At 63.3% G+C, this 26419-nt stretch carries 21 protein-coding genes and 5 tRNA genes; 19 read left to right on the top strand and 7 right to left on the bottom strand.

What is annotated here, in order from left to right:
- Nucleotides 1-295 precede the first annotated feature (295 nt).
- Complete coding sequence (locus MJ205_RS05725) at nucleotides 296-3049, top strand: DUF349 domain-containing protein (RefSeq protein WP_239811588.1); 2754 nt, start codon at nucleotides 296-298, stop codon at nucleotides 3047-3049.
- A 188-nt stretch (nucleotides 3050-3237) separates the two neighbouring features.
- Here MJ205_RS05725 and MJ205_RS05730 read toward each other — a convergent pair.
- From MJ205_RS05730 to MJ205_RS05750, 5 genes are all read right to left on the bottom strand, one after another.
- Nucleotides 3238-3322: transfer RNA gene (locus MJ205_RS05730), tRNA-Leu, on the bottom strand.
- Nucleotides 3323-3494: 172 nt separating this feature from the next.
- Nucleotides 3495-3579 (bottom strand) — tRNA-Leu (locus MJ205_RS05735).
- Nucleotides 3580-3954: 375 nt separating this feature from the next.
- Nucleotides 3955-4039, bottom strand: a tRNA-Leu gene (locus MJ205_RS05740).
- Nucleotides 4040-4154: 115 nt separating this feature from the next.
- Nucleotides 4155-4239, bottom strand: a tRNA-Leu gene (locus tag MJ205_RS05745).
- Between the two features lie 115 nt (nucleotides 4240-4354).
- Nucleotides 4355-4439 (bottom strand) — tRNA-Leu (locus tag MJ205_RS05750).
- Between the two features lie 19 nt (nucleotides 4440-4458).
- Between MJ205_RS05750 and rnr the strand changes: the two genes are divergently transcribed.
- Together rnr and MJ205_RS05760 are read left to right on the top strand one after the other, a co-directional pair.
- Nucleotides 4459-6768, top strand: coding sequence for a ribonuclease R (rnr, locus tag MJ205_RS05755; protein ID WP_239811589.1), 2310 nt, complete (start codon nucleotides 4459-4461; stop codon nucleotides 6766-6768).
- Nucleotides 6769-6861: 93 nt separating this feature from the next.
- Nucleotides 6862-7620, top strand: a complete 759-nt coding sequence (locus MJ205_RS05760) for an SDR family oxidoreductase (RefSeq protein ID WP_239811590.1) — start codon at nucleotides 6862-6864, stop codon at nucleotides 7618-7620.
- A gap of 16 nt (nucleotides 7621-7636) precedes the next feature.
- On the opposite strand, the gene MJ205_RS05765 is transcribed toward MJ205_RS05760, so the two are convergent.
- Together MJ205_RS05765 and MJ205_RS05770 are read right to left on the bottom strand one after the other, a co-directional pair.
- A complete protein-coding gene (locus MJ205_RS05765) occupies nucleotides 7637-9223 on the bottom strand; it encodes an NAD(P)H-hydrate dehydratase (protein ID WP_239811591.1) in 1587 nt (528 codons plus the stop codon).
- Nucleotides 9224-9282: 59 nt separating this feature from the next.
- Nucleotides 9283-10539, bottom strand: coding sequence for an NAD(P)/FAD-dependent oxidoreductase (locus MJ205_RS05770; RefSeq protein WP_239811592.1), 1257 nt, complete (start codon nucleotides 10537-10539; stop codon nucleotides 9283-9285).
- Between the two features lie 414 nt (nucleotides 10540-10953).
- On the opposite strand from MJ205_RS05770, the gene rpsB reads away from it, so the two are divergent.
- The 16 genes from rpsB to MJ205_RS05850 all read left to right on the top strand — a co-directional run bounded on the left by rpsB (nucleotide 10954) and on the right by MJ205_RS05850 (nucleotide 26127).
- The gene (gene rpsB, locus MJ205_RS05775; protein ID WP_239811593.1) at nucleotides 10954-11706 is read left to right on the top strand and encodes a 30S ribosomal protein S2; all 753 of its coding nucleotides are present in this window, start codon (nucleotides 10954-10956) and stop codon (nucleotides 11704-11706) included.
- Between the two features lie 113 nt (nucleotides 11707-11819).
- Nucleotides 11820-12710 (top strand): translation elongation factor Ts, encoded by an 891-nt coding sequence (gene tsf / locus MJ205_RS05780; RefSeq protein WP_239811594.1) that lies wholly within the window; start codon nucleotides 11820-11822, stop codon nucleotides 12708-12710.
- A 78-nt stretch (nucleotides 12711-12788) separates the two neighbouring features.
- Complete coding sequence (gene pyrH, locus MJ205_RS05785) at nucleotides 12789-13508, top strand: UMP kinase (RefSeq protein WP_239811595.1); 720 nt, start codon at nucleotides 12789-12791, stop codon at nucleotides 13506-13508.
- A 49-nt stretch (nucleotides 13509-13557) separates the two neighbouring features.
- Nucleotides 13558-14118 carry a ribosome recycling factor gene (frr, locus tag MJ205_RS05790; RefSeq protein ID WP_021026558.1) on the top strand — a complete coding sequence of 187 codons (561 nt, stop codon included), beginning with the start codon at nucleotides 13558-13560 and terminating at the stop codon, nucleotides 14116-14118.
- 27 nt (nucleotides 14119-14145) lie between these two features.
- A complete protein-coding gene (gene uppS, locus MJ205_RS05795; protein ID WP_239811596.1) occupies nucleotides 14146-14859 on the top strand; it encodes a polyprenyl diphosphate synthase in 714 nt (237 codons plus the stop codon).
- Between the two features lie 61 nt (nucleotides 14860-14920).
- Complete coding sequence (locus tag MJ205_RS05800) at nucleotides 14921-15775, top strand: phosphatidate cytidylyltransferase (RefSeq protein ID WP_239811597.1); 855 nt, start codon at nucleotides 14921-14923, stop codon at nucleotides 15773-15775.
- A gap of 8 nt (nucleotides 15776-15783) precedes the next feature.
- On the top strand, nucleotides 15784-16962 hold the full coding sequence (ispC, locus tag MJ205_RS05805) for a 1-deoxy-D-xylulose-5-phosphate reductoisomerase (RefSeq protein ID WP_239811598.1): 1179 nt from the start codon (nucleotides 15784-15786) through the stop codon (nucleotides 16960-16962).
- A gap of 55 nt (nucleotides 16963-17017) precedes the next feature.
- On the top strand, nucleotides 17018-18379 hold the full coding sequence (gene rseP, locus MJ205_RS05810; RefSeq protein ID WP_239811599.1) for an RIP metalloprotease RseP: 1362 nt from the start codon (nucleotides 17018-17020) through the stop codon (nucleotides 18377-18379).
- Between the two features lie 104 nt (nucleotides 18380-18483).
- Complete coding sequence (gene bamA / locus MJ205_RS05815) at nucleotides 18484-20724, top strand: outer membrane protein assembly factor BamA (protein WP_373450593.1); 2241 nt, start codon at nucleotides 18484-18486, stop codon at nucleotides 20722-20724.
- Entirely contained in the window at nucleotides 20724-21245 is a 522-nt protein-coding gene (locus MJ205_RS05820; RefSeq protein WP_021026564.1) for an OmpH family outer membrane protein, read from the top strand. Before bamA ends, MJ205_RS05820 begins: the two co-directional genes overlap by 1 nt.
- A 13-nt stretch (nucleotides 21246-21258) precedes the next feature.
- Nucleotides 21259-22245 carry a UDP-3-O-(3-hydroxymyristoyl)glucosamine N-acyltransferase gene (lpxD, locus tag MJ205_RS05825; protein WP_239811601.1) on the top strand — a complete coding sequence of 329 codons (987 nt, stop codon included), beginning with the start codon at nucleotides 21259-21261 and terminating at the stop codon, nucleotides 22243-22245.
- 12 nt (nucleotides 22246-22257) lie between these two features.
- Nucleotides 22258-22698 (top strand): 3-hydroxyacyl-ACP dehydratase FabZ, encoded by a 441-nt coding sequence (gene fabZ / locus MJ205_RS05830; protein ID WP_021026566.1) that lies wholly within the window; start codon nucleotides 22258-22260, stop codon nucleotides 22696-22698.
- Between the two features lie 6 nt (nucleotides 22699-22704).
- On the top strand, nucleotides 22705-23505 hold the full coding sequence (lpxA, locus tag MJ205_RS05835; RefSeq protein WP_239811602.1) for an acyl-ACP--UDP-N-acetylglucosamine O-acyltransferase: 801 nt from the start codon (nucleotides 22705-22707) through the stop codon (nucleotides 23503-23505).
- The gene (gene lpxB, locus MJ205_RS05840; RefSeq protein ID WP_239811603.1) at nucleotides 23505-24686 is read left to right on the top strand and encodes a lipid-A-disaccharide synthase; all 1182 of its coding nucleotides are present in this window, start codon (nucleotides 23505-23507) and stop codon (nucleotides 24684-24686) included. Before lpxA ends, lpxB begins: the two co-directional genes overlap by 1 nt.
- Nucleotides 24658-25293, top strand: a complete 636-nt coding sequence (rnhB, locus tag MJ205_RS05845) for a ribonuclease HII (RefSeq protein WP_239811604.1) — start codon at nucleotides 24658-24660, stop codon at nucleotides 25291-25293. The genes lpxB and rnhB overlap by 29 nt, the downstream gene beginning before the upstream one ends.
- A gap of 45 nt (nucleotides 25294-25338) precedes the next feature.
- Entirely contained in the window at nucleotides 25339-26127 is a 789-nt protein-coding gene (locus MJ205_RS05850) for a TrmH family RNA methyltransferase (RefSeq protein WP_239811605.1), read from the top strand.
- The last annotated feature ends 292 nt before the right edge of the window (nucleotides 26128-26419 follow it).

The following is a 26419-nucleotide window of genomic DNA, read 5'->3' on the forward strand; positions in this document are numbered from 1 at the left end:
GTGTGCTTGGAGTCCTCGCCAAACCGGGTCAAAATAGCACCTAGGGACCCTCTGTACCACTCCCTGCCTCGGCCTGAAGCCGGACTCGGGCGATCCGCTGCGTTGGCTTTGTTGTCAACGTCTGGCTATGGATTGCAAATGGCGCTTAGTCGCATGCCGATCCCCGTCCATGCCGCTGGGTAAGGGGGATGCAGAGGATTTCTGGCGGTGGGCCCATGCCTGCTGCCCTCTTTTTTATGTGCCAATGGCTGCATTGCCCCGCGATGCAGGCCGTATTTACGACTGAACCGACTCCATGTTCCCCTTTATCTCGCGCAACAAGACGCCCGAAACCCCTGAGCCCGCACCCGCACCCGCCAAGGCGGCCGCTGCCCCCCATCCCCTCGATGGTGTCACCGGTGGTGCTTTTTCGGCTGCCACCTCGGGCGAGCGTGCAGCCAAGGTGCGCGAATGGCTGGCCACCAATCCCGGTGCCGAGCAACTGCAGGAAGTGTTCAAGGAGCTGTCTGCCCGCGACAAGGGTGCCGCCAAGGCCATCCGTGAGCGCATGGACGAGATGCGCCGCGCCAAGGGCCAGGAAGCGATTGCTGCGGAATGGGCTGAAAAGGCCGACAAACTGCTGGGCGCCTCCAAGCTGAACATTGCCGACGCCCTGGCTTGGCAGCGCGACGCCGCCAAGGCCGGTGCGCCGCTGTCGCGCGAGCCGCTGTCTGCGCTCAAGACCCAGCTGGCCGACCGTGTCAAGACGATTGAAGACCTGCAGCACCGCGTGCAGGTGCAGCGTGAGGCGGCGGTGCTGCTGGCCCAGCGCGTCGAAGTGCTCTCCACCAAATCCTACAAGGATGCGCAGTCTGCCGAGGCGGCACTGGCCACCGATGTGCAGCACTGGCAGGACCAGGCTGCGGTGCTGGAAGGCGATGCCAGCTGGGGCAGTGTGGAAGCGCGCTACCCCAGCATGCTGGAGGCCTCCAAGTCGCAGCTGCTGCTGGTCTGGGATGCTTTCCAGTCGGCCCTCAAGCAAACGCTGGCCGCCGCTGACGATGCGCAGGCTCCGCTGCCCACGGTGCCCGTCTGGGCGGACGAGATCCGCGCCGGCCGCGGTCTGCCGACCGAAGTGGAGCAGGCCGCCGCCCGTGCGGCCGCTGCCAAGCCCGCTGCCGACCCGCAGGAATCCAAGCGCGCCAAGCAAGTGGTGCAGGAAGCACTGAAAGCCTTGCAGGCCCACACGGCCGAAGGCCATGGCAAGGGTGCGTCCAGCGCGGCGCAGCAGCTGCGCGCTGCCCTCAAGCAGCATGGCAAGCTGATCGACCAGGATCTGGAATCCCAGGTCAATACCGCGCTGATTGCTGCCGGTGAACTGGAAGGCTGGCAACGCTGGAGCGCCGACAAGGTGCGCGAAGAGCTGCTGGCCAAGGCCCAGGGCCTGCTCGCCCGCCCCGAAGGCCAGGAGCTCGGTGGCCGCAAGCTGCAAGAAGCGCTGCGCCAGCTGCGCGAGGATTGGAAGAAGGCCGACCAAAGCGGCCCCACCAACCATGCGCTGTGGAAAAAGTTTGATGAGGCCTGCAACGCCGCCTACAAGCATGTCGAGGTCTGGTTGGCCAAGGTGCGCGAAGAGGGCGCCAAGCACCGCGCCGAGCGCGAAGCGCTGATCGCCGAACTCAAGGCCTGGGTGGAAGCGCACAAGCCTTCGACCGACTGGAAGCGCATTCAGCGGGACCTGTTCCAGTTTGGTGACCGCTGGCGCGCCAGCGGCCATGTGGGCGAAAAGGCCTATGCGGAACTGCAAGAGGCCTGGAAGTCTGCGCTGCACGAGGCCTCTGCGCCTTTGCATGCGGCCCAGAAGCAGAGCATTGCCCGCCGCGAAGCCATGGTGGCCCAGGCGGTGGAACTGGCGGCTGCGCCCAACCTGAACATTGACGCCGTGCGAGAGCTGCAGCGCCAATGGCAGACCGAGGCCCAGTCCGTGCCGATGGACCGCCGCCATGAGCAAAAGCTCTGGGATGCCTTCCGCAAGCCGCTCGATGAAGCCTTTGCCCGCAAGACGCAGCAGCGCGAGCGCGTGCAGCACCAGCTGAGCGCCCGCGATCAGGCCGTACTCGATGCCTCCAAGGCGCTGGAAGCGGCCAACCACAGCGGCGATGCCGCGCGGATCCAGGCTGCGCTGGACGGTTTGCAGCAAGCGCTGCAGGCCCAGCAAGCGCCGGTGTCGGCGGAGCCGGCAGCCGCTGCGCCCGCTTCAGCAGCCGTACCTGCAACGGACAAGGACGCTGCTGCTGAGGCGGCTCCGGCAGAGGAAGCGGCCGCTGAAGACGGTGGCGGTGCGGGCGGCGCAGAAGTGGCGGCTCCGGCCCCCGCACCTGTACCGCCCAAGCCTGTGATTGCCCAGCGCAGCGGCGATGACCGCCCTGGCATGCGCCGTGATGCACCCGCAGCTGCTGGCCGCACGGGCAAGCCCGGCGGCGACCGCCGTGACGGCCGGGATGGACGCGACAGCCGTGGCCCGCGCAGCGACCGGGGCCAGGAGCGCCGTGGTAGTGACGACCGTTTTGGCCGTGGTGACCGCATGGACCGCGCGCCGCGTGAAGACCGTGGCCCGCGTCTGGGCGATGCCGCCTTCCGCGCCCAGCGCGATGCGGTGGAGCACGCCCAGGCAGCGCTGCGCAAGCTGGCCACCCAGGCCCACGGCCAGGCACTGACGCAGATGATGGAGGCCTGGAGCAAGCGCGATGCTGCGCTGCTCCCCCAGGCGCAGGATCTGGGACGCTTGGCCGGCGGCTCGCGCAACAGCTGGAGCCAGGCCATTGCGGCGCCTGCCGCCGGTGATGGCAGCGAAGCGATGCTGCGCCTGGAGATGGCCGCCGAGGTGCCCACCCCGGCTGAGCACATCAATGCCCGCCGTGCGCTGCAATTGCAGTTGCTGACGCGCCGCAATGACCCTTCGCCGCAAGAGACCTGGCAGCAGGATGTGGCCAAGGTGCTGGCCACCAGCAGCGACGAAGCCTCGGCGCGCCGCCTGCAAAACGCCTTGAAGGCCTTGCTGAAGAAGTAAAGCTCCCGCAGCGATCCCACAACGCCCTGTGCTGAAACGCCAGGGCGTTTTTTTATGGGCCTGGCGTTGGACTTATCGGCGCAGAGGCAGGAGTGGCTGGGAGGGGCGGGGCTGTGCAGCGCGCCCGCCTGCATGCTGGCGCGCGGGCAACAAAAAAGCCATTGCACGGTGTGCAATGGCTTGATGTTTGGTGCCCAGGAGAGGACTCGAACCTCCACGGAGTTACCCGCTAGTACCTGAAACTAGTGCGTCTACCAATTCCGCCACCTGGGCTTTCAGGATGGTGTAATTATAGGGCGGTGTTGGAGGCGGTTTTGGCGAAAGTGCTAAAAATTTTTCAAAAAAGATAGCGAGAGAGTGTGAGTGGTTAGGCGCTGCCGCGATGCATGCCGGGCTCAAAGCAAAAAAGCTGCTGCACATTGTGTGTGCAGCAGCTTTTGCTGTTTGGTGCCCAGGAGAGGACTCGAACCTCCACGGAGTTACCCGCTAGTACCTGAAACTAGTGCGTCTACCAATTCCGCCACCTGGGCTTTCAGGGAAGCCGCAATTATAGGGGTGATTTTTCGCAGCTTTCGGGCAAATGCGAAAAATTTTTCAGAAGCTCTGGTTGGGGGTGTGCGGTGCTGACAAGGAGCGGGAAGCCGGAGTGCTGTATGAGCAAGCCCGTGGCCTTTGCCAGTGCTGCGCACGCAGCGCTTGGCTCCGATGGCCGGGAGAGATGCCGTCGCAGCGCGTGTGGTTGGAAGGTGCTATGCGCCGACGGTGTGGGCAGGTGGATGGAGCGCTGGCGCTCCATAGCCACCTTTGCCGGTGGACCAGGAGGCATTGGGCGCTGTGCGCAGGGCGTTGGAGCGCCGTGCAGGCAAAGAAAAAGCCGCTGCACAAAAAGTGCAGCGGCTTATGTCTGGTGCCCAGGAGAGGACTCGAACCTCCACGGAGTTACCCGCTAGTACCTGAAACTAGTGCGTCTACCAATTCCGCCACCTGGGCTGATGATGCAGGGCGATGCCCCTTAACGGCTTTCCTAAAATACCACTGTAGGACCAGCCCGTTAAGACTGATTTTTCACCGTTTTCACAAAACAAGTTGTACTTGTCGTTAAACTTGGTGCCCAGGAGAGGACTCGAACCTCCACGGAGTTACCCGCTAGTACCTGAAACTAGTGCGTCTACCAATTCCGCCACCTGGGCTGATGATGCAGGGCGATGCCCCTTAACGGCTTTCCTAAAATACCACTGTAGGACCAGCCCGTTAAGACTGATTTTTCACCGTTTTCACAAAACAAGTTGTACTTGTCGTTAAACTTGGTGCCCAGGAGAGGACTCGAACCTCCACGGAGTTACCCGCTAGTACCTGAAACTAGTGCGTCTACCAATTCCGCCACCTGGGCATTTCAGGAAAGGATCAGATTGTATATCAAAAAAACGGCTTCCAAAACAGGAGCAGATAATTTGTCAGAAGAAATTGAAGGTGTAGTCCAAGGCCACCGTGAAGGCCACGGCTTTGTGATCCGGGATGACAACGAGAGCGACATCTACATCCCGGCCAATGAAATGCGCGCCGTACTGCACCGCGATCGGGTCCGTGCCCGCATCGTGCGCACCGACCGCCGGGGACGTCCCGAAGGTCGCATTGTTGAAATCATCGAGCGCTCTGCGCAGCCCATCATTGGCCGCCTGCTGCAGGAAAGCGGCGTCTGGCTCGTGGCTCCGGAAGACAAGCGCTACGGCCAGGATGTGCTGATCCCCAATGGCGCGATCGGCGCCGCCAAGACCGGCCAGGTCGTCGTGGTCGAATTGACCGAGCCGCCGGCATTGTTCGGCCAGCCTGTGGGCCGCGTGGTCGAGGTGCTGGGCGAGATCGACGACCCCGGCATGGAAATCGAGATTGCGGTGCGCAAATATGGCGTGCCCCATGAGTTCTCGGGCGAGTGCCTGGCCTTGGCCAAGAAGCTTCCCGACAAGGTACGCCTGGCCGACCGCAAGGCCCGCATCGACCTGACCGATATCCCGCTGGTCACCATCGACGGCGAGGATGCTCGCGACTTTGACGATGCCGTGTACTGCGAACCCGCCAAAATCGGCCGCACCAAGGGCTGGCGCCTGTTGGTGGCAATTGCCGATGTGAGCCACTATGTGCAAAACGGCAATGCCATCGACGTCGATGCCTACGACCGTGCGACCAGCGTCTACTTTCCGCGCCGCGTGATCCCCATGCTGCCGGAGAAGCTCTCCAATGGCCTGTGCTCGCTGAACCCGAATGTGGACCGCCTGTGCATGGTGGCCGATATGCTGGTCACCGCCGATGGCGAGCTGCAGGCCTACCAGTTCTACCCCGCCGTGATGCACAGCCATGCCCGTTTTACCTACACCGAGGTGGCAGCCATCCTGGCCAACACCCGGGGCCAGGACGCGATCAAGCGCAAGGAGCGCGTGGCCGACCTGCTGAACCTGCATGACGTGTACAAGGCGCTGCTGTCGGCGCGGGGCCGCCGCGGCGCGGTGGATTTCGAGACCACCGAAACCCAGATCATCTGCGACGAGAACGGCCGCATCGAGAAAATCGTGCCGCGCACGCGCACCGAGGCCCACCGCCTGATTGAGGAGGCCATGCTGGCAGCCAATGTCTGCGCGGCAGATTTCATCCAGCAAAGCGGCCAGCCCGGGCTCTTCCGGGTGCACGAAGGCCCCACGCCCGAGAAGCAGGACATTCTGCGTGGCTACCTCAAGGCCATGGGGGTGGGCCTGTCGATCAGTGACGACCCGAGCCCGGCCGAGTTCCAGGCCATTGCCCAGGCCACCAAGGACCGGCCCGACGCCCAGCAGATCCACACCATGCTGCTGCGCTCAATGCAGCAGGCGATCTACACGCCGATCAACAGTGGCCACTTTGGCTTAGGCTACGAGGCCTATACCCACTTCACCAGCCCGATCCGCCGTTACCCCGATTTGCTGGTGCACCGCGTCATCAAGGCCGCGCTGCTGGGCAAGCGCTACCAGTTGCCGCTGCTGCCCACGCCGGGCGAGGCGGAGGCCAAGCTCGCCAAGCGCCTGGCCAGCCGCGTGGCGGCACCCAAGCAGAAGCTGCAGGCCGAGCGCGTGCAACGCGTGTCACGCGAGGTACAGGCCTGGGAAGCGGCCGGCCTGCATTGCAGTGCCAATGAGCGCCGTGCCGATGAGGCCAGCCGCGATGTCGAGGCCTGGCTCAAGTGCAAGTACATGCGCGAGCACCTGGGCGAGGAATACAGCGGCATGGTGTCTGCGGTCACCTCGTTCGGCCTGTTCGTGACCTTGGACCAGCTCTATGTCGAAGGCCTGATCCATATCACCGAGCTGGGTGGCGATTACTTCCGCTTTGACGAGATGCGCCAGGAGCTGCGCGGCGAGCGTACGGGCATCCGCTACACGATCGGTACGCGCCTGCAGATCCAGGTCAGCCGTGTGGATCTGGATGCGCGCAAGATCGACTTCCGCCTGGTGCGCGAGGGCGAGGATGCGGCCCGTGCCCCGGCCTCCAACGCCCGTGCGGCGAACAAGGTGGCATCGTCGCCTTCGAGCCGCCAGCGCGAGGGCCGCGATGAAGCCTATGATGCCCAGCGCGCCAGCCTCAAGCGCAAGGCCAAGGGTGCCGCGCACGGTGCCGGTAAGCCGCGTGGCAACGACCGCGGCGCCGGCGCCAGCAAACAACCGGGACAGAAGACCCCGCGCAAACGCCGCTGATCTGCTGTGAATTCACTATGATCGAAGCCAGGCCATCCCAGCGATGGCCTGGCTTTTTTGTTCACTGAGCTGAGAACTTTCCAAGGAGTACGGATGACCGAGAAGACGCGCAAGATTGCAGTGGTGACCGGTGCGGGCACCGGGATTGGCCGCGCAGCGGCGCTGGCACTGATGAAGGATGGCTGGTCCGTCGTGCTGGCGGGCCGCCGCGAGCAGCCTTTGCAGGAGGTGGCCAGCCATGCGGCAGATGCAGGCCAGGCCTTGGTGGTGCCCACTAACGTGGCCGACCCGGTTGCCGTCAAGGCCTTGTTCGATGCAGCGGTGGCCCGGTTTGGCCGGGTGGACATGCTGTTCAACAACGCCGGGCGCGGCGCGCCTGCGGTGCCGATCGATGAGCTGCCGGTCGAGACCTGGCAGGATGTCGTCAATGTGAACCTCAATGGCATGTTCTATTGTCTGCAGCAGGCCTTCCGCGTGATGCGCCAGCAGTCGCCGATGGGCGGCCGCATCATCAACAACGGCTCCATCTCGGCCCATGCGCCCCGGCCCATGTCGATTGCCTATACGGCCACCAAGCATGCCGTGATGGGCCTGACCAAGACCGCCGCGCTCGATGGCCGCAAGTACGACATCGCCGTGGGCCAGATCGACGTGGGCAATGCCGGCACCGAGCTGGCGATGCGCATGACCCAGGGCGTCATGCAGGCGCATGGCGAGATAGCGCCCGAGCCGTTGATGGATGTGGACGTGGTGGGCCAGTCGGTGCTCTACATGGCCAATCTGCCGCTGGAATGCAATGTGCTGTTCCACACGGTGATGGCCACCAAGATGCCCTTTGTGGGGCGTGGCTGAGCCGGTCAGTGGTTGGTCAGCCTGGCCGTTGCAGGCTGCGCGCCAGGCGCGATGCCGTCAGCATCCGCGCTGGCGGCCAGGTGTCGGCGGCATGGCCGTGCAGCCAGACGGCATTGAGCAGCGGCTGCCACGCCTCTGCCCAGCTGCAGCCGGGCGGAAGGGCTGCCAGGTGCGCGCCAATGCAGCCGGCCAGCACATCGCCGGTGCCGCCTACCGACAGGCGGGCATTGCCGCTGTGGTTGATCGCATAGCGCCCATCCGGCGCGGCGATGACCGAGCCGCTGCCCTTGAGCACCACCAGGCACTGCCATTGCCGCGCCGCCTGGCGGGCGGCGCCAATGCGGTCACGCTGAACCTGTTCGGTGCTGCTGCCCAGCAGGCGCGCCAGCTCCAGCGGATGGGGTGTGAGCACTGCCGGGCCGGCTGTATCGGCCTGGGCCGCCCGTTGCAGCAGCGCTTGCTGCAGTGCCGGTTGGGAGGCCATGGCGTTGAGCGCATCGGCATCCAGCACCAGGCTGCCCGCATGCTGCAAGATCTGGGGGAGCACCCCGGCCACCAGGCTGCCGCCACCGCAGCCGCACACCAGGCTGCCGCGCAAGGCGCGCGTGGCCTCCAGCGACCGGAGCATGATGTCCGCTGCAATGCCCGCAGGTCTGGGTGATGCGGGGTTGCTGCCCAGCAGGTGCAGCATGACCCTGCCAGCGCCCGCATGCAGCGCCGCGCTGGCGGCCAGCATGGCGGCGCCTTCCATGCCCTGGCCATCGTGGCTGGCGCTTTGGCCGCCGATCACCGCCACATCGCCAAACAGGCCTTTGTGGCTGTTGTGGGTGGGTAATGGCGTTTGAGCTTGGGTGACCAAATGACCGGTGCCTGAGGGGGCATCGATGCCAGCGGCAGGTATCTGGTCACAGCGCCACACCGGGTTCTGCGCCAGCAGCGGTGCCAGCCAGACCTCGCCCGCCCAGTCGCGCCCCTGCAAAGTAAAGAGCCCGGGCTTGAGTGCCAGCATGCTGAGCGTGAAGCGGCGCCCTCGGGGTGCTTGCGGTGCCAGCGGCGCCAGCGGCGCCAGCCAGGGCAGCCAGGCGCCGGTATCGGCCAGCAGGCCCGAGGGGGTGTCGATGCACAGCACATCGCGATCGGTGTCCAGCAGGCGTTGCAGCCAGGCCCGCACGGGGCCTTCGGCGGGGGTGCTGCGGTCGGCGCGCAGGCCCATCCCCCATAGCGCATCGATCGCCAGGTCGAAATGCGCGGGTGCCTGTTCGCTGATGGGCACGCCTGCTGCCTGGGCGCGTTGCAGCGCATGGGCGGCATCGGCGGGCAGGGCCTTGCCTGCGCTGGGCTGCAGGCTGATATGCACGGTCTTACCGGCGGCCTGCAGATGGATGGCGGCCTCCAAGCCGTCGCCGCCGTTGTTGCCGGCACCGCACACCACCCAGACATGCCGGGCATGTGGCGCGATCGCCAGTGCCAGGCGTGCCGTGGCTGCGCCGGCGCGGGCCATCAGGCTGTAGTGGGGCAGCGTACGGGCCAGCGATTGCTCGCGCTCGCGCACCTGGTCGCTGGATAGCAGGGCGGGGTAGGGCAGTGCGGCAGTAGCAGGCATGGCGCTATCGTAGCGCAGGTGTAGCGCAGGCACGGGCCGCCGATGGCCGGCGCGGCGCGTCAGCGCAGGCGTTGCAGGTCCAGCGCAGCGGGGTCGGTGCTGGTGCTCTGCCCGGTCATCAACTGGCGCACATGGTGGGCGCAGCCCATCGACAAGCCCCAGCCAAAGCCGCCATGGGCGGTATTGAGCCAGATGCCCGGAATGCCGGACGCGCCCACCACCGGCAGGCCGTCGGGAACGGTCAAACGTGCGCCGCGCCACATCTGCAAGATGGATTGGCTGGGCTGGATGCAGCCCGGGAACCACTCCAGCAGCACGCTGATGAGCGCGTGGCGTGCGTCATCGCTGCGCTCCGGACTGTCGGGGTAGCCCAGTTCGGCACCGCCGCTGATGCGCAGGCGTGAACCCTGGCGGGTCAGGATCATGTTGTTTTCCAGATCGATGACCGCGCGGCGGGGAGCCAGGGACTCCTCGCTGATCTGGATGCTGGCACTGTAGCTATAGATAGGGGCGCTGGGCAGCTGCACATGGTGCGGGCGCAGCAACTGGTTGGTGTGGGTGCCGGCGCAGAGCACCATGGCATCAAAATCCTGCGAGCCGCTCGCCCATTGCAGGCGCACGCCACTGCCCGTGCTCTGGACGCCGCTGATGGCGTGCTGGGTGTGCAGCTGCAGCCCATGCGTTTGCAGCGCTTGCAGCAGCCCTTGTGAAAACAGGCGCCCGTTGCCCGACCAGGCTTCAGGCAGGTACAGGGCGCCGGCGATCTGTATCTCGGTGGCCAGGCCCGGCTCGATCGCGCGGGTCTCTGCCTCGTTGCAGCGCTGGTAGTCAATGTGCGCGGCCGACAGGCGGCGGGTCAGCTCGTACAGTGCTGCTGCGCTGGGCTCCTTGCGCAGCGGCAGCAGCAGCCCTTGGCTGAACTGGCCGTTGATGTCCAGCATTTCCTGCAGGTGTTGCATGCGCTGCATGGCCAGCAGTTCCAGCGACTGCAATGCAGGAAGGACTTCACTGTCGCGCAGCTTCTTGGCCACCGCCTGCTGCCGGCGCGCCCAGCGGCGCGGTGAAGACAGCACGCCGCCGTGGATCTGCAATTCCGAAAATGCCGGGCGCGCCAGGCCCAGTTGCAGCGCCTGCTGAAACGCCGTTGCGCCCCATGGATTGATCGCGCAGGGCCACATCAGCCCTGAAGGGGCAAAGCTGGCTTCCTCGCCGGCTGCCCGGTGCTGTTCGAAAACACTGACCTCGTTGCCGGCTTCCATCAGCTCGAACGCAGTTGCTATACCTGCAATGCCTGCTCCAACGATCGCAATCTTCATAACAACAAAAACAGGGGGCCGTTCATAGAGTGGGGCACGGCGCTTGCAAGCATTTGCAAAAGCCGTGCGTTCGAGTGCCAGATTGTGCCCAGTTTTTTGCAATGCCCGTTGTAAGGGTAGCCACTGTGGCTCAAAAAACGCAAGCAATCGTCAAGCTGAGTGCGCCTGGCTGGTGTTTCATGGGATGTGGGCGGCGCGGGCAGATCGCCAGCTGCCGTGGAAGGCGGGTGCGACTTCTTCGCGGCCCACTTCAGACTATGTTAGAATCCTAGGGTTTTGCCGAGTGTAGCTTGCTGCATCGGTTCAAAACGAAATCGCAAACCTGCCTACCTAAGGTGTTGCGGCATGCGGTGCACAGGCACGGTGGCCGTGATAGTTGGGCAGAATTTTAGACCTAACCTTCGGAGAAGATATATGTCCGTTACGATGCGCGAGATGCTGGAAGCCGGCGTCCACTTTGGCCACCAAACCCGTTTCTGGAACCCCAAGATGGGCCAGTACATTTTCGGTAGCCGCAACAAGATTCACATCATCAACCTGGAAAAGACCCTGCCTCTGTTCCAGGACGCACAAAAGTTCATCAAGCAGCTGTCGGCCAACCGCGGCACGATCCTGATGGTGGGCACCAAGCGCCAAGCGCGCGAAATCCTGGCCACCGAAGCACAACGTGCTGGCGTGCCTTACGTCGACCAGCGCTGGTTGGGCGGCATGCTGACCAACTTCAAGACCGTCAAGACCTCGATCAAGCGTCTGAAGGACATGAAGGCGCAGCAAGAAGCCGGTCTGGAATCGATGAGCAAGAAAGAGCAGCTGATGTTTGCTCGTGAGCTGGAAAAGCTGGAAAAGGACATCGGCGGCATTCAAGACATGAACGCGCTGCCTGACGCCATTTTCGTGATCGACGTGGGCTACCACAAGATTGCCATCGCTGAAGCCAAGAAGCTGGGCATTCCTCTGATCGGCGTGGTTGACACCAACCACAACCCAGAAGGTATCGACTACGTGATCCCTGGTAACGATGACTCGGCCAAGGCTGTGGAGCTGTATGCTCGCGGCATCGCCGACGCCATCCTGGAAGGCCGTGCCAACGCCGTGAACGACGTGGTCAAGGCTGCTTCCGGCGAAGAAGGCGACGAGTTTGTGGAAGTGGAAAACACCGCTGCTTAATCCACAGGGCTGCCCATTGGGCCGCGAATGAAAAGCGGGGCTCCACATCAGCCCCGTTTTTTTTACCTACGTTTCCACAATCACCCCAACTGAACTGAATACGGAGAGAGAAAATGGCAATTACCGCAAGCATGGTGGCAGAACTGCGCGCTAAGACCGACGCGCCCATGATGGAATGCAAGAAGGCACTGACCGAGGCTGATGGCGACATGGCCAAGGCTGAAGAGCTGCTGCGCGTCAAGCTGGGCACCAAGGCCGGCAAGGCAGCATCGCGTATTGCCGCTGAAGGCGTGATCGCCGCAGTGGTGGAAGGCAACACCGGCGCGATCATCGAAGTCAACAGCGAAACCGACTTCGTCTCCAAGAACGACAGCTTCATCGCTCTGGCCAATGCAGCGGCCAAGCTGGTGTCCGAAAAGAACCCTGCCGACGTGGCAGCGCTGAGCGCACTGGCTTACGAGCAAGATGGCTTTGGCCCCACCCTGGAAGATGTGCGCAAGGGCCTGGTCGGCAAGATCGGCGAGAACATGTCGTTCCGCCGCTTCAAGCGCTTCGAAGGCAGCAACCTGGCGCTGTACCTGCACGGCACCCGCATCGGTGTGGTGGTGGAGTTCGAAGGCGACGCACAAGCGGCCAAGGACGTGGCAATGCACGTGGCGGCGATGAAGCCCGTGGCGCTGACCAGCGCTGATGTGCCTGCCGAGCTGATCGAAAAGGAACGCACCGTCGCTGCCGCCAAGGCTGAAGAGTCGGGCAAGCCTGCTGACATCGCTGCCAAGATGGTGGACGGCGCTGTGCAGAAGTACCTCAAGGAAGTCTCGCTGTTCAACCAGGTCTTCGTGAAGGCCGCTGACGGCAAGCAGACCGTTGAGCAAATGCTCAAGGCCGCCAACACCTCGATCAAGGGCTTCACGCTCTACGTGGTGGGTGAGGGCATTGAGAAGAAGGTGGATGACTTCGCTGCCGAGGTCGCCGCGCAGGTTGCGGCCGCCAAGGGCCAGTAATCATCCTGACAAAGGGGCTACGGCCCCTTTGTTTCACCTATCGTTTTTTCCCCATCCCCACACCTGGAGCTCTCCACCATGTCCCAAAGCCCTTCCCACAAGCGCATTCTTCTCAAACTCTCCGGTGAAGCTCTGATGGGGGATGATGCTTTCGGCATCAACCGCGCCACCATCGTGCGCATGGTCGAGGAGATTGCCGAGGTGACGCGGCTGGGCGTGGAAGTCGCTGTCGTGATCGGCGGCGGCAATATTTTCCGTGGTGTGGCTGGCGGCTCGGTCGGCATGGACCGTGCCACTGCCGATTACATGGGTATGCTCGCGACGGTGATGAATGCGCTGGCGCTGGCCGATGCGATGGACAAGCAGGGCCTGACCGCCCGCGTGATGTCGGCCATCGGTATCGAGCAGGTGGTGGAGCCCTATGTGCGCCCCAAGGCGCTGCAGTACCTCGAAGAGGGCAAGGTCGTGGTGTTTGCCGCTGGTACCGGCAACCCCTTCTTCACCACCGATACCGCAGCGGCGCTGCGCGGCGCTGAAATTGGCGCAGAATTGGTGCTCAAGGCCACCAAGGTCGATGGCGTCTACACGGCCGATCCGATGAAGGATCCCAATGCCACGCTCTACACCAAGCTGAGTTTCGATGAAGCCATGAACCGCAACCTGGGCATCATGGATGCCACGGCCTTTGCCCTGTGCCGCGATCAGAAACTGCCTATCCGTGTATTCTCGATCATCAAGAGCGGCGCGCTCAAGCGCGTGGTGATGGGCGAAGAAGAGGGCACGCTGGTGTACGCCTGACCGGCGGCTGGCGTGTGCAAGTGCAGAATGTGGTAGTTAGGAGTTGACAATGACAGTCGCAGAAATCAAGAAGAATCTCGAAGGCAAGATGGACCAATCGATTGCCGCGTTCAAGAACAACCTGACCAAGATCCGCACCGGCCGCGCCAATCCCGCGCTGCTGGACACCATCCAGGTTGACTACTACGGCTCGATGATGCCGCTGTCGCAGGTGGCCAATGTGGCCTTGATCGACAGCCGCACCATCAGCGTGACGCCTTGGGAGAAGGCGATGGCGGCCAAGGTGGAAAAGGCTATCCGCGAAAGCGACCTGGGCCTGAACCCCGCCTCGATGGGCGACCTGATCCGCGTGCCGATGCCTCCGATGAGCGAGGAGCGCCGCAAGGAGATGACCAAGCTGGTCAAGGCCGAAGGCGAAAACGCCAAGATCGCCATCCGCAACCTGCGCCGCGATGCCAACGAAGGCGTCAAGAAGCTGGTCAAGGACAAGGAAGCATCGGAAGACGACCAAAAGCGCTCCGAAGCCGAGGTGCAGAAGATCACCGACAAGCACATCCAGCTGATCGACCAGCTGGTGGTCGAAAAAGAAAAAGACATCATGGCGGTCTGATCCAGATCTGGATCTGCTTTTCCGCGCATGACTGCTGCTGTATTACCGCACCACATTGCCATCGTGATGGATGGCAATGGCCGGTGGGCCAAACGCCGTTTTCTGCCTCGCCTGGCGGGCCACAAGCAAGGGGTGGACTCGTTGCGCCGCTGCGCCAAGGCCTGTGCCGAGCGCGGCGTCAAGGTGCTGACCGTGTTTGCCTTTTCTTCCGAGAACTGGAACCGGCCCACCGACGAGGTCGATGGCCTGATGAACCTGCTGGCCGGCGCGCTGGCCAAGGAAGTGCCATCGCTGGCCCGGGACGGCATCCGCCTGTTCTTTGTCGGCGACCGGGCCTCCCTGTCTGCCAAGGTGCAGGCGGGCCTGGCGCAGGCCGAGCAGGCGACGGCCCACAATGACCGCATGGTGCTCAATGTCTGCTTCAACTATGGCGGCCGCTGGGACATTGCCCAGGCGGCAGCCAAGCTGGCTGCAACGGGCCAGCCGATCACCGAAGGGGCGCTCAACGATGCGATGGCGCTGGCCCATGTGCCTGACCCCGATCTGCTGATCCGAACGGGTGGCGAGATGCGCATCAGCAATTTTCTGCTGTGGCAATCGGCCTATTCGGAGCTGTATTTCAGTGACAAGTGGTGGCCTGATTTTGACGAGCAGGCCTTGGACGAGGCGATTGGTGAATTCCAGCGGCGTGAGCGCCGCTTTGGCAAGATCTCCGAGCAGCTGGTCCAGTCCCCCTCGTAGTACGCCTACTGCTGATGCTTGGCACCCCGGGCATCAGTTTTCTTTTTTCCAGGAGATCAATTTGCTCAAACAACGCATCATTACGGCCATTGTTCTCCTGCTGATCCTGGTGCCCGCGATTGCTGCGGGCAATCCCGTTCCGTTTGCGGCGCTGATGCTGTTGGCCGTGGTCGCCGCTGCCTGGGAGTGGGGGCGTCTCAATGGTCTGCAGGGCATGGCTGCCTACGGCCTGGGCGCCGTTGCGCTGGTGCTGTGTGGCGCCGCCTGGACCCTTGGGTGGACGCAGGCTCCGTTGCCTGGCGTGTGGCTGGTGGCCGGGGCAGCCTGGGTGCTGCTGGCCGCCTATCTGCTCAAGGCCGGGGTGCCGGGCTGGGCGCCCATTCCGCGCGCGCTGCGCCTGGTGGTCGGTGTGCTGGCGCTGTGGGTGGCCTGGCTGGCCATCGCGCAGGCCAAGTGGATCGGCGTCAACTTCCTGCTGTCGCTGTTTGCACTGGTGTGGATGGCCGACATCGGTGCCTATTTTGCAGGCCGCCAGTTCGGGCTGCGTTTCACCAGGAACAAGCTGGCGCCGGCCATCAGCCCGGGCAAAAGCTGGGAAGGGGTTTGGGGTGGCGCACTGGGTGTGCTGCTGATGGCACTGGTGTGGAGCTGGGCGGACCGCCATTTTGGCGCGCAGGTGCCCAGCCTCTACAGCAGGCTGTGGGATTTTTCGCCATGGCTGATGGTGCTGTCCTGCGCGTTTCTGGCCGGCATGAGCGTTGCAGGTGACCTGGTGGAGTCGCTGGTCAAGCGCAGCGCGGGCATGAAGGACAGCAGCCAGTTGCTGCCGGGCCATGGCGGTGTGCTCGACCGCATCGATGCGATCCTGCCCACCGTGCCGTTGGCGCTGATGCTGCTGCAATTTTTGGATAAGTGAACCTCGCGATGACCATGCAAGTTACCGTGCTCGGATCGACGGGCTCGATTGGAACCAATACGTTGGATGTGGTGGCGCGCCACCCCGATCTGTACCGCGTCTTTGCGCTGAGCGCGCATTCGCGCGTAGACCTGATGCTCGCGCAGTGCCTGCAGTTCCAGCCACGCTATGCGGTGATGACCAGTGCCGCGGCCGCCTCGGCATTGCGCGAAGGCCTGCGGGCCGCGGGCAGCCGGGTCGACGTGCTGGAAGGTGAGGCAGCACTGGAAATGGTGGCCTCCCACAGCGATGTGCATGCGGTGATGGCCGCCATCGTCGGCGCCGCAGGCCTGCGCCCTGCAATGGCCGCAGCCAAGGCCGGCAAGCGCCTGATGCTGGCCAACAAGGAAGCGCTGGTCGTTGGCGGCCAGCTCTTCATGGATGCCGTCGCCGATGGTGGCGCAACCTTGCTGCCCATCGACAGCGAGCACTCGGCCATCTTCCAGTGCCTGCCGGAAGACCCTGCGGTCTGGCCCCAGCGGGTGGACCACATCATCCTGACGGCCTCGGGCGGTCCGTTCCGCACCCGCGAGCCATCGAGCTTGCGCGATGTGACGCCGCAGCAAGCCGGCAACCACCCCAACTTTGCGATGGGCCGCAAGATCTCGATCGACTCGGCCACGATGATGAACAAGGCGCTGGAGGTGATCGAGGCGCGCTGGCTGTTCAACCTGCAGCCCGAGCAGATCCAGGTGGTCATCCATCCGCAGCAGATCGTGCATTCGATGGTGCAGTTCCGCGATGCCTCGGTGCTGGCCCAACTCGGGACGCCCGATATGCGCGTACCGATCGCCTGTGGCCTAGCCTGGCCCGAGCGTGTGGCCAGCGGGGCCGCGCCACTGGATTTCGCCAAGCTCTCGGCGCTGACCTTTGAAGAGGCCGATGCACGGCGCTTTCCCGGCTTGCACCTGTCATGGCAGGCGCTGCGCGCGGCCGAAGGCACCACGACGGTGCTCAATGCGGCCAACGAGGTCGCGGTGGCCGCGTTTCTGGATGGCCGCATGCGCTTTGACCAGATCTACCAGGTCAACGCACAGGCACTCGACGGCGTGCTGCCGCAGGCGCCCGGCAGCATCGACGCACTGCTTGCGCTGGATGCCGAGGTGCGTTGCTACGCCGAAGCGCGCATTGCAGAGCTGGCCGTTTGACAGGGCTATTGCCCGGCTCAGTAGAATCGCGTTTTTCAAAGCAAGGGCTTGAGCAATGTTGACCGTTGTTGCATTTGTCGTTGCGCTGGCCATTTTGATCGCCGTGCACGAATATGGTCACTACCGTGTGGCGGTCGCCTGCGGGGTGAAGGTGCTGCGTTTTTCGCTGGGGTTTGGCCGCCCGCTGCTGCGCTGGAAGAAGAAGGGCGCGGACACCGAATTTGTCATCAGCGCGATTCCGCTGGGCGGCTATGTGCGCATGCTCGACGAGCGTGAGGCACCGGTTGCTGCGCACGAGCGCCACCTGGCCTTCAATGTGCAGCCGCTGCGCGCGCGTGCGGCCATCGTTGCCGCCGGGCCGCTGGCCAATCTGCTGCTGGCTGTGCTGCTGTATGCCTGCGTGAACTGGGTGGGCGTGCGCGAGCCGGCCGCCATTGTTGGCACGCCGCCGGCTGCCAGCCTGCTGGCTCAGGCTGGCATGCAAGGCGGCGAAGAAATCGTGTCCATGGGTTACCCGGATGCGGAGCCTGAAGCCGTGCGCTCGCTGGACGACCTGCGCTGGTTTGTGGCACAGGCCGCGCTGGGCGGCAAGGATGTGGTGCTCAGCGCGCGCCCCGGTGCTGGTGCAGCTGAGCGCAGCTACCGCTTGCCGCTGTCCAGCATCGATGCCCGCGAGGCCGACGCCAAGCTGGTCGAAAAGATTGGTCTGACCCACCCCTGGTCCGATGCGGTGCTCGGCGATTTTGAAGCCGGCAGTGCCGCCGCACAATCGGCGCTGCGCAAGGGGGACAAGGTGCTGTCCATCGACGGCGTGCGCGTGGGCGATGGCGGCGAGCTGCGCCGCATGATCCGTGCATCGGGCGAGCAGGGCGTGCCTGCCTTGCAGGACTGGCTGGTGTCGCGCAACGGCGCGCAGCTGCATGTACCGGTGCAACTGACGCAAAGCGAGGACAAGGGCAGCAAGATTGGCCGTCTGGGCGCCTTTATCGGTTCGCCGCCAGCGATGGTCGATGTGCGCTACGGCCTCTGGGAAGGTTTTGCCCGGGGTGTGCAAAAGACCTGGGAGGTCTCGGCGCTGACGGTCAAGATGATGGCCAAGATGGTCATTGGCCAGGCCTCGCTGCAGAACATCAGCGGACCGCTGACGATCGCCGAATACGCAGGCAAGTCCGCCGAGGTCGGCATCACCCAATACCTGGCCTTTTTGGCGCTGATCAGCGTCAGTCTGGGCGTGCTCAATCTGCTGCCGCTGCCGGTGCTCGATGGCGGTCACCTGATGTATTATCTTTGGGAGGCTGTCACTGGCAAGCCACCCACCCTGCAATGGATGGAGCGCTTGCAAAAAGGCGGTGTCGCCGTTTTGCTGCTCATGATGTGCATTGCGTTCTTTAACGATTTGTCTCGGCTCTTGGGCTGACTTTCTTGGCCCTGCTGCATAATGAGCGGCTCTGGTTGCTATCACAAATGACATATTCCATCCCTTCTTCGCTTCTTCGCAAGACCACGGCTGCAGCTGCCTTGATGCTGCTTGCCAAGCTGTCGTGGGCTTTGGACCCGTTCACCATCCAGGACATTCGTGTGGAAGGCCTGCAGCGTGTGGAGCCCGGCACCATCTTCGCCTCCATGCCGCTGCATGTCGGCGACGACTACAACGACGAAAAGGGATCGGCAGCCATTCGCTCCTTGTTTGCGCTGGGTCTGTTCAAGGACGTGCGGCTGGAGGCCAATGGCAATGTGCTGGTCGTCGTCGTTGAAGAGCGTCCCACCATCGCCAATGTCGACTTCCTGGGCACCAAGGAGTTCGACAAGGACGCGATGAAAAAGGCCATGCGTGATGTGGGTCTGACCGAAGGCCGCCCTTACGACAAGGCGCTGACCGATCGCGCCGAGCAGGAGCTCAAGCGCCAGTACATCAACAAGAGCCTGTATGCGGCCGAGGTGGTGACCACGGTGACGCCTATCGAGCGCAACCGCGTGAACCTGACGTTCACCGTGACCGAAGGCGATGCAGCCAAGATCAAGGAAATCCATATCTCCGGCAACAAGGATTTCAAGGAATCGACCTTGACCGACCTGTTCGACCAGGACACCGGTGGCTGGCTGAGCTGGTATACCAAGAGCGACCGCTACTCCAGCACCAAGTTCAATGCCGACCTGGAGACGCTCAAATCCTATTACCTGTCGCGCGGCTACCTGGAGTTCCGCATCGACTCGACCGAAGTGTCGATCTCGCCGGACAAGGAACGTATCTCGATCAATCTGCAGATCTACGAAGGCCCCAAGTACGTGGTCTCGGGTGTCAAACTCGAAGGCAATTACCTGGAGCGTGAGGACGAGTTCAAGTCGCTGATCTCGATCAAGCCCGGTGAGCCCTACAACGCCGACCGCGTGACCGAAACCACCAAGCGCTTCACCGACCACTTCGGCAGCTTTGGCTATGCGTTCTCGCGCGTCGAAGCCGTGCCCGAGATCGACCGTGAAAACAACCGTGTCGAGCTGGTGCTGAAGGCCGAGCCTTCGCGCCGCGCCTATGTGCGCCGCGTGAACGTGGCCGGCAACAACCGCACACGGGATGAAGTCGTGCGCCGCGAGGTGCGCCAGTACGAAGCGTCCTGGTACGACTCGGACAAGATCAAGCTCTCGCGTGACCGTGTGGACCGCCTGGGTTTCTTCAACGATGTCGCGATCGACACGCAAGAAGTGCCTGGCGCGCCGGACCAGGTCGATGTCAATGTGACCGTGCAGGAAAAGCCCACCGGTTCGCTTCAGCTGGGTGCCGGTTACTCCAGCGCTGAAAAGGTCTCGCTGACCTTCGGCATCAAGCAGGAAAACGTGTTCGGCTCGGGCAACTACCTGGGCATCGATGTCAACACCAGCAAGTACCACCGCACCCTGGTGGTGAGCACGACCGACCCGTATTTCACGCCCGATGGTATCTCGCGTACCTATGACATGTACTACCGCACCGACCGTCCTTACGACGAGCAGGGCGGCAACTACCAGATCGTGACCACCGGTGCCAGCGTGCGCTTCGGCATTCCGTTCAGCGAACTCGATACCATCTATGTCGGCGGCGGTCTGGAGAACACCCGCATCAAGCTGGGTACCAACATGCCGGCGGCCTACCTGGACTATGCAACGCGCTATGGCGATACCAGCCTGAACTTCCCGCTGACCCTGGGCTGGTCGCGCGACAGCCGCGACAGCGCGTTGGCGCCCAACTCGGGCCGGTTCCAGAAGCTGAACTCCGAATGGTCGCTGTTCGGTGATGCCCGCTACCTGAAGGGCAACTACCAGATCCAGCAGTACCTGCCGCTGAACAAGCGCTACACGATTGCGCTCAACGGTGAAGCCGGTTGGGGCAAGGGCATGGGCGGCAAGGCCTTCCCCGTGTTCAAGAACTACTTCTCGGGTGGCCTGGGATCGGTGCGCGGCTTCGAGCAAAATACGCTCGGCCCCCGTGACGTGACGGGCGCCACCCTGGGCGGCGCGAAGAAGGTGACGCTGAACGCCGAGTTCATCGGGCCCATGCCGGGCACCGGAAACGACCGCACCTTCCGCTGGTTTGCCTTTGTGGATGCGGGCAATGTCTGGGGTGATGAGCAGGATTTGAAACTGAATGAAATGCGTGCGTCTGCAGGTATCGGGTTGAGCTGGATTTCCCCACTGGGACCGCTGCGTTTGGCTTATGCTCAGCCAATTCGCAAATTCGCAGGCGATAAAATCCAGAAATTGCAATTCCAAATCGGAACATCTTTCTAATGAAAACCGTATCTCGTTCTTTCCCATTGCTGGTGTTGGCAGCAGCGCTGTCTTTTGGCGCTGCAGCGCAGGCCCAAGAGTTCAAGGCAGGTTTCGTCAATACGGATCGCATCTTCCGCGAAGCCAATGCTGCCAAGGCTGCGCAAACCAAGCTGGAGGCCGAGTTCTCCAAGCGTGAAAAGGATCTGCTGGACCAGGGCAACGCCCTGAAGACCGCCGGCGAAAAGTTTGAGCGCGACGCGCCTACGCTGTCCGAAAGCCAGCGCGTGACGCGCCAGCGTCAGCTGGTGGACCAGGACCGTGAGTTCCAGCGCAAGCGCCGCGAGTTCCAGGAAGACCTCAGCGCCCGCAAGAGCGAAGAGCTGTCGCAGGTGCTCGAGCGCGCCAACAAGGTCGTCAAGCAAGTGGCCGAGCAGGAAAAGTACGATGTGGTGCTGCAAGAAGCGGTCTACATCAACCCCAAGTTCGACATCACCGAAAAGGTTCTCAAGGCCCTGAACGCCTCTGCCCCCGCCAAGTAAGACGGGGTTACGCGTGAGCCTGCAGCTTGTTCAGATCATGGAGGTCCTGGGAGGGACGCTTGAGCAAGGAGATCCAGCGATGGAGATCCAGGCCATTGCCTCGCTGGAAGATGCCGGTCCCCAGGATTTCAGTTTCCTCAGCAACCCCAAGCTGCAAGCCCAGATGCTGGCCTCCAAGGCCGGTTGCATTGCGGTCAGTGCGCAGATGCAGGAGCAGGCCAGCCAGCGTGGTGGTGCCTACCTGGTGGTTGACAACCCCTATCTGTACTTTGCGCGGCTGACGCAGCTGTGGCGCAAGCACCATGCAATACGCCCGGTGCCCGCCGGTATCCACCCGTCTGCGGTGGTGGAAGAGGGTGCCATCGTGCACCCTTCTGCGTCCATTGGGCCGCTGTGCCATGTGGCCAGTGGTGCCGTCATCGGTGCCGATTCGGTGCTGACCTCGCGCGTGACCGTAGGGGCGGACTGTGTGCTGGGCGAGCGGGTGCTGGTGCAGCCAGGCGCGGTCATCGGTGGCGACGGCTTTGGCTTTGCCAACGAGCGTGGGCGCTGGATCAAGATCGAGCAGCTCGGTGGGGTGCAGATCGGTGACGATGTCGAGATCGGATCCAATACCTGCATCGATCGCGGCGCACTGCGGGACACCATCATTGCCAATGGCGTGAAGATCGACAACCAGGTCCAGATCGGCCATAACGTCGAGATTGGCGAGCATTCGGCGATGGCTGGCTGTGTCGGCATCGCCGGAAGTGCCAAAATCGGGCGCCAATGCACGATTGGAGGCGCTGGAATGATTCTGGGCCACCTGGAAATCGCCGACAATGTACACATCTCGGCGGCCACCGTGGTCAGTCGTTCGATCAGGCAGCCGGGTCAGTACACCGGCTTCTTCCCTATCGACGACAATGGCAGCTGGGAAAAGAACGCCGCTACCCTAAAACATCTCCATGCGTTGAGGGACCGAATCAAGGCCTTGGAGCAAACTCAGAAAAACGGCTAAGCCGAGTTCACAATGATGGATATTCAAGCAATTCTCAAGCAGCTGCCTCACCGCTACCCCTTTTTGCTGGTGGATCGTGTGCAAGAGCTTGAGCGCAACACCCGCATCAAGGCGATCAAGAACGTCACGTTCAACGAGCCGTTCTTCACCGGCCACTTCCCGGGCCGCCCTGTGATGCCTGGCGTGCTGATCCTCGAAGCCCTGGCCCAGGCAGCGGGCTTGCTGGCGTTTGACGCGATGGGCCAGGTGCCCGATGAAAACAACATCTACTATTTCGTCGGTATCGACTCTGCCCGCTTCAAGCGCCCGGTGGTACCGGGAGACCAGCTGGTACTGGAGATCACCATTGACCGCGTGCGCGGCGGTATCTGGAAGTTCAATGCGGTGGCCAGTGTCGAAGGCGAAGTTGCTGCTGAAGCACAGCTGATGTGCACGATGCGCCACGTGGAATAACGGTAGATGACGGCGGTCAGTTCCATCCACCCCACAGCGATCGTTGACCCTGCGGCCCAGTTGCACCCTACGGTGTCAGTTGGGCCGTACGCAGTTATTGGCCCCCAGGTTTGCATTGGCGCCCATACGAAGGTGGGTGCGCACACGGTGATCGAGGGCATCACCACGATCGGTGAGTCCAACGTGATCCATTCGCATGCCGCGCTGGGCGGCATGCCGCAGGACAAGAAATACGCAGGCGAACCGACCCGGCTGGTGATCGGTGACCGCAACACCATCCGCGAGTTCTGCACCTTCAATACCGGCACCGCCCAGGACGGCGGCGTGACCCGTGTCGGTGACGACAACTGGATCATGGCCTATGTGCACATTGCGCATGACTGCCAGGTCGGCAACCAGACCATTCTGGCCAACAATGCCACCCTGGCCGGTCACGTGCATGTGGCTGACTGGGCCATCATTGGAGGCCTGTCGGGCGTGCACCAGTTCACCAAGGTCGGTGCCCATGTGATGGCCGGCTTTGCCAGCCATATCAGCCAGGATGTGCCCCCATTCTGCATGGTCGATGGCCACCCGCTGGCCGTGCGCGGCCTGAACCTCGAAGGCCTGCGCCGGCGCGGTTTCAGCGCCGAGCGGCTGGCGGTCATCAAGCAGGCCTACCGGCTGCTGTACCGCAGCGGCCTGACCTTGCAGGCGGCGGTTGAAGCGCTGGACAACCTGCAGGGCAGCTGCGAGGCTGAAGCCCAGGCCGATGTTCAGTTGATGCTCGACTTTCTGCAGCAATCCAAGCGCGGCATTGTGCGCTGATGGCTGCTCCTGCCGCAATGGACAAGCCCCAGGACCTTTTTTTGGCGATGGTAGCCGGCGAGACCTCTGGTGACCTGCTTGCAGGCCTGGTGCTGCAGGGCCTGGCTGCCGATTTTCCCGGTATGCGCTCGGCCGGTATTGGCGGCCCGCGCATGGCCCAGGCCGGGTTTGATGCCTGGTGGCCCAGCGAGCGCCTGGCCGTGCATGGCTACAGTGCCGAACTGCTGCGCCGCATCTGGGGCATTTTGCGCATCCGCAAGCAGTTGGTGCAGCGTCTGACCGGCGAGCCGCCCCGGTTGTTTGTCGGCGTGGATGCGCCGGATTTCAACCTCGGCGTTGAAGAGCGCTTGCGTGCCCAGGGCATCAGGACCGTGCATTTTGTCTGCCCCTCGATCTGGGCCTGGCGTCCCGAGCGGGTCGAGAAGATCCGCCGCTCGGCCGACCATGTGCTGTGCATCTTTCCGTTTGAGCCGGCCTTGCTGGCCCGGCACGGCATTGCGGGCACCTATGTCGGCCATCCGCTGGCCAATGTGATCCCGCTGCAGCCCAACCGTGCAGCGGCGCGCCAGCAGCTTGGCTTGCCGCAGGACGGCGACGTGCTGGCCGTGCTGCCGGGCAGCCGGGCCTCGGAAGTCAGCTATATCGCCAAGCCGTTCTTTCTGGCTGCCGCACGGCTTTTGCAGGCGCGACCTTCGCTTACAATCGTCGTCCCTGCCGTTCCGGCTTTGCGCGCACGCATTGATGCGCTGGCTGCTGAATGCGGGATATTGGAGCGCATCCGTGTGCTCGATGGCCAGTCGCATCTGGCGCTGGAGGCCTGTGACTGTACGTTGATCGCCAGCGGTACCGCCACCTTGGAGGCGGCGCTGTTCAAGCGGCCGATGGTCATCAGCTACCACATGCACGCCATCAGCTGGCGCCTGATGCGCAGAAAGCAGTTGCAGCCCTGGGTTGGCTTGCCCAATATCCTGTGCCAAGACTTTGTCGTGCCCGAGCTTTTGCAAGAGGCGGCGACGCCTGAAGCCTTGGCCGAGGCGGTGGCGCAATGGTTGGACGCGCCGCGACTCGATCCCGCACGCCTGGCCCAGCTGGAGCAGCGTTTTCATGACCTGCACCTGGAACTGCGCAGGGATACCCCAAAGCTTGCTGCCGATGCCATCCAAAAAATTCTCTCTGCCTGACCAGGCCACCTTGCCCTGGCATCCGCCGGGCCTGGTGGCGGGCGTCGATGAGGCAGGGCGCGGCCCGCTGGCAGGGCCGGTAGTGGCTGCGGCCGTCATCCTCGATGAGCGCTCACCCATTGCCGGGCTGGCGGATTCGAAGAAGCTCACCGCGCGCACCCGCGAGCGCCTGTATGACGAGATCTGTGGCAAGGCGCTGTGCTGCTCGATTGCGATGGCGACCGTTGAAGAGGTCGATGGTCTCAATATCCTGCAGGCCACGATGCTGGCGATGCAGCGCGCGGTCAACGGCCTGCGCCTCAAGCCCGTGCGTGTGCTGGTCGATGGCAACCGCATTCCGCGTCTGGAGATGCCCGCCGAGGCGATTGTCAAAGGCGATGCATTGGTGCAGGCCATCTCGGCGGCATCGATTCTGGCCAAGGTGCATCGCGATCGCTGGTGCCAGGACATTGACCGGCTGTACCCGCAATACGGCTTTGCCGCTCACAAGGGGTATGGCACTGCGGTACACCTGGCCGCGTTGCAGAGCTTTGGCGCCTGCCCGGAGCACCGCCGTTCGTTCTCGCCGGTGGCCCAGGCCCTGGCCGTCGTCAAGACCGGCGCCTGACCGCCCTAGCTGTTGCGGGCGCCTGCCTGCACAAAGGAATTCTCTGTGTCCCCTGCTGAGCACCCACCCGTTTTTATCCAGTCGCGTGACAATGCGCTGGTCAAGGATCTGCGCCGTCTGATGGAAGAAGGCGCGGCCTACCGCAAGCAGGGGCGCTACTGGATCGAGGGCGACCACCTCTGCCGCGCAGCGCTGACGCGCGGCGTCAAGCCGGCCGTGGCCGTGTTCTCCGAGAAATTCTGGCAGTCGCCCGAGAACGTCTATGCCCATGCGGCTGCGCGCAACATCGTCATCGACACGGCCTTGCTCGCCAGCCTCAGCCCACTGCCATCGCCTGCGCCCTTTGGCTTTCTGATGGACCTGCCGGCTCAGCAGGCGGGCATCCAGCCCGGCGTCGCGGCCGTGGTGCTTGACCGGGTCCAGGATGCGGGCAATGTGGGCTCCATCCTGCGCAGCGCCTCGGCCTTTGGTTTTGGCCAGGTGATTGCACTCAAGGGATCGGCAGCACTGTGGAGCGGCAAGGTGCTGCGCGCCGGCATGGGCGCGCATTTCGCGTTGCACCTGGTCGAGAATGCCTCCCAGGAGGACGTGCTGGCCTTGCAGCAACCGCTGTTGGTCACCAGCTCGCACCAGGGTGACTGGCTGCACCGCGCCGCGCTGCCCTGGCCCTGCACCTGGGTCATGGGGCACGAGGGGCAGGGCGTGTCCGAGCCGCTGCAGGCGGCGGCACAGCACCATATCCGCATCACCCAGCCCGGTGGTGAGGAGTCGCTCAATGTAGGTGCTGCAGCGGCGATTTGCCTGCATGCCAGCGCCGCTGCACGCGCGGATTGACGCGCCACCCCGGTCCCGGGCAGGCCGGATGATTCAGGGCTAACGAGTATGCGCTTTGCGTGTTTTATCTGGTATTTCTACGCTCTGCGTTGGTGTGTTGCTGCGCAGAGTGTGTAATTTTTGGCGATTTAGCCCGCAAATCATCCCTTGCACCCACTCAGATTGCAGCTTGCACGCTACAATGGGTGGCTTTCAAGTAATCACGTCGCCCGGCTGCACTCAAAGCAATCTCTCATAAGCACAGTCTTCGCGGTGATCCTCCGGGACACCACAGACTCCGGGCGACCCGTAA

Origin of the sequence: Comamonas sp. B21-038 (genome assembly GCF_022387135.1) — a bacterium.
Classification (GTDB): Bacteria; Pseudomonadota; Gammaproteobacteria; order Burkholderiales; family Burkholderiaceae_C; genus Comamonas; species Comamonas sediminis.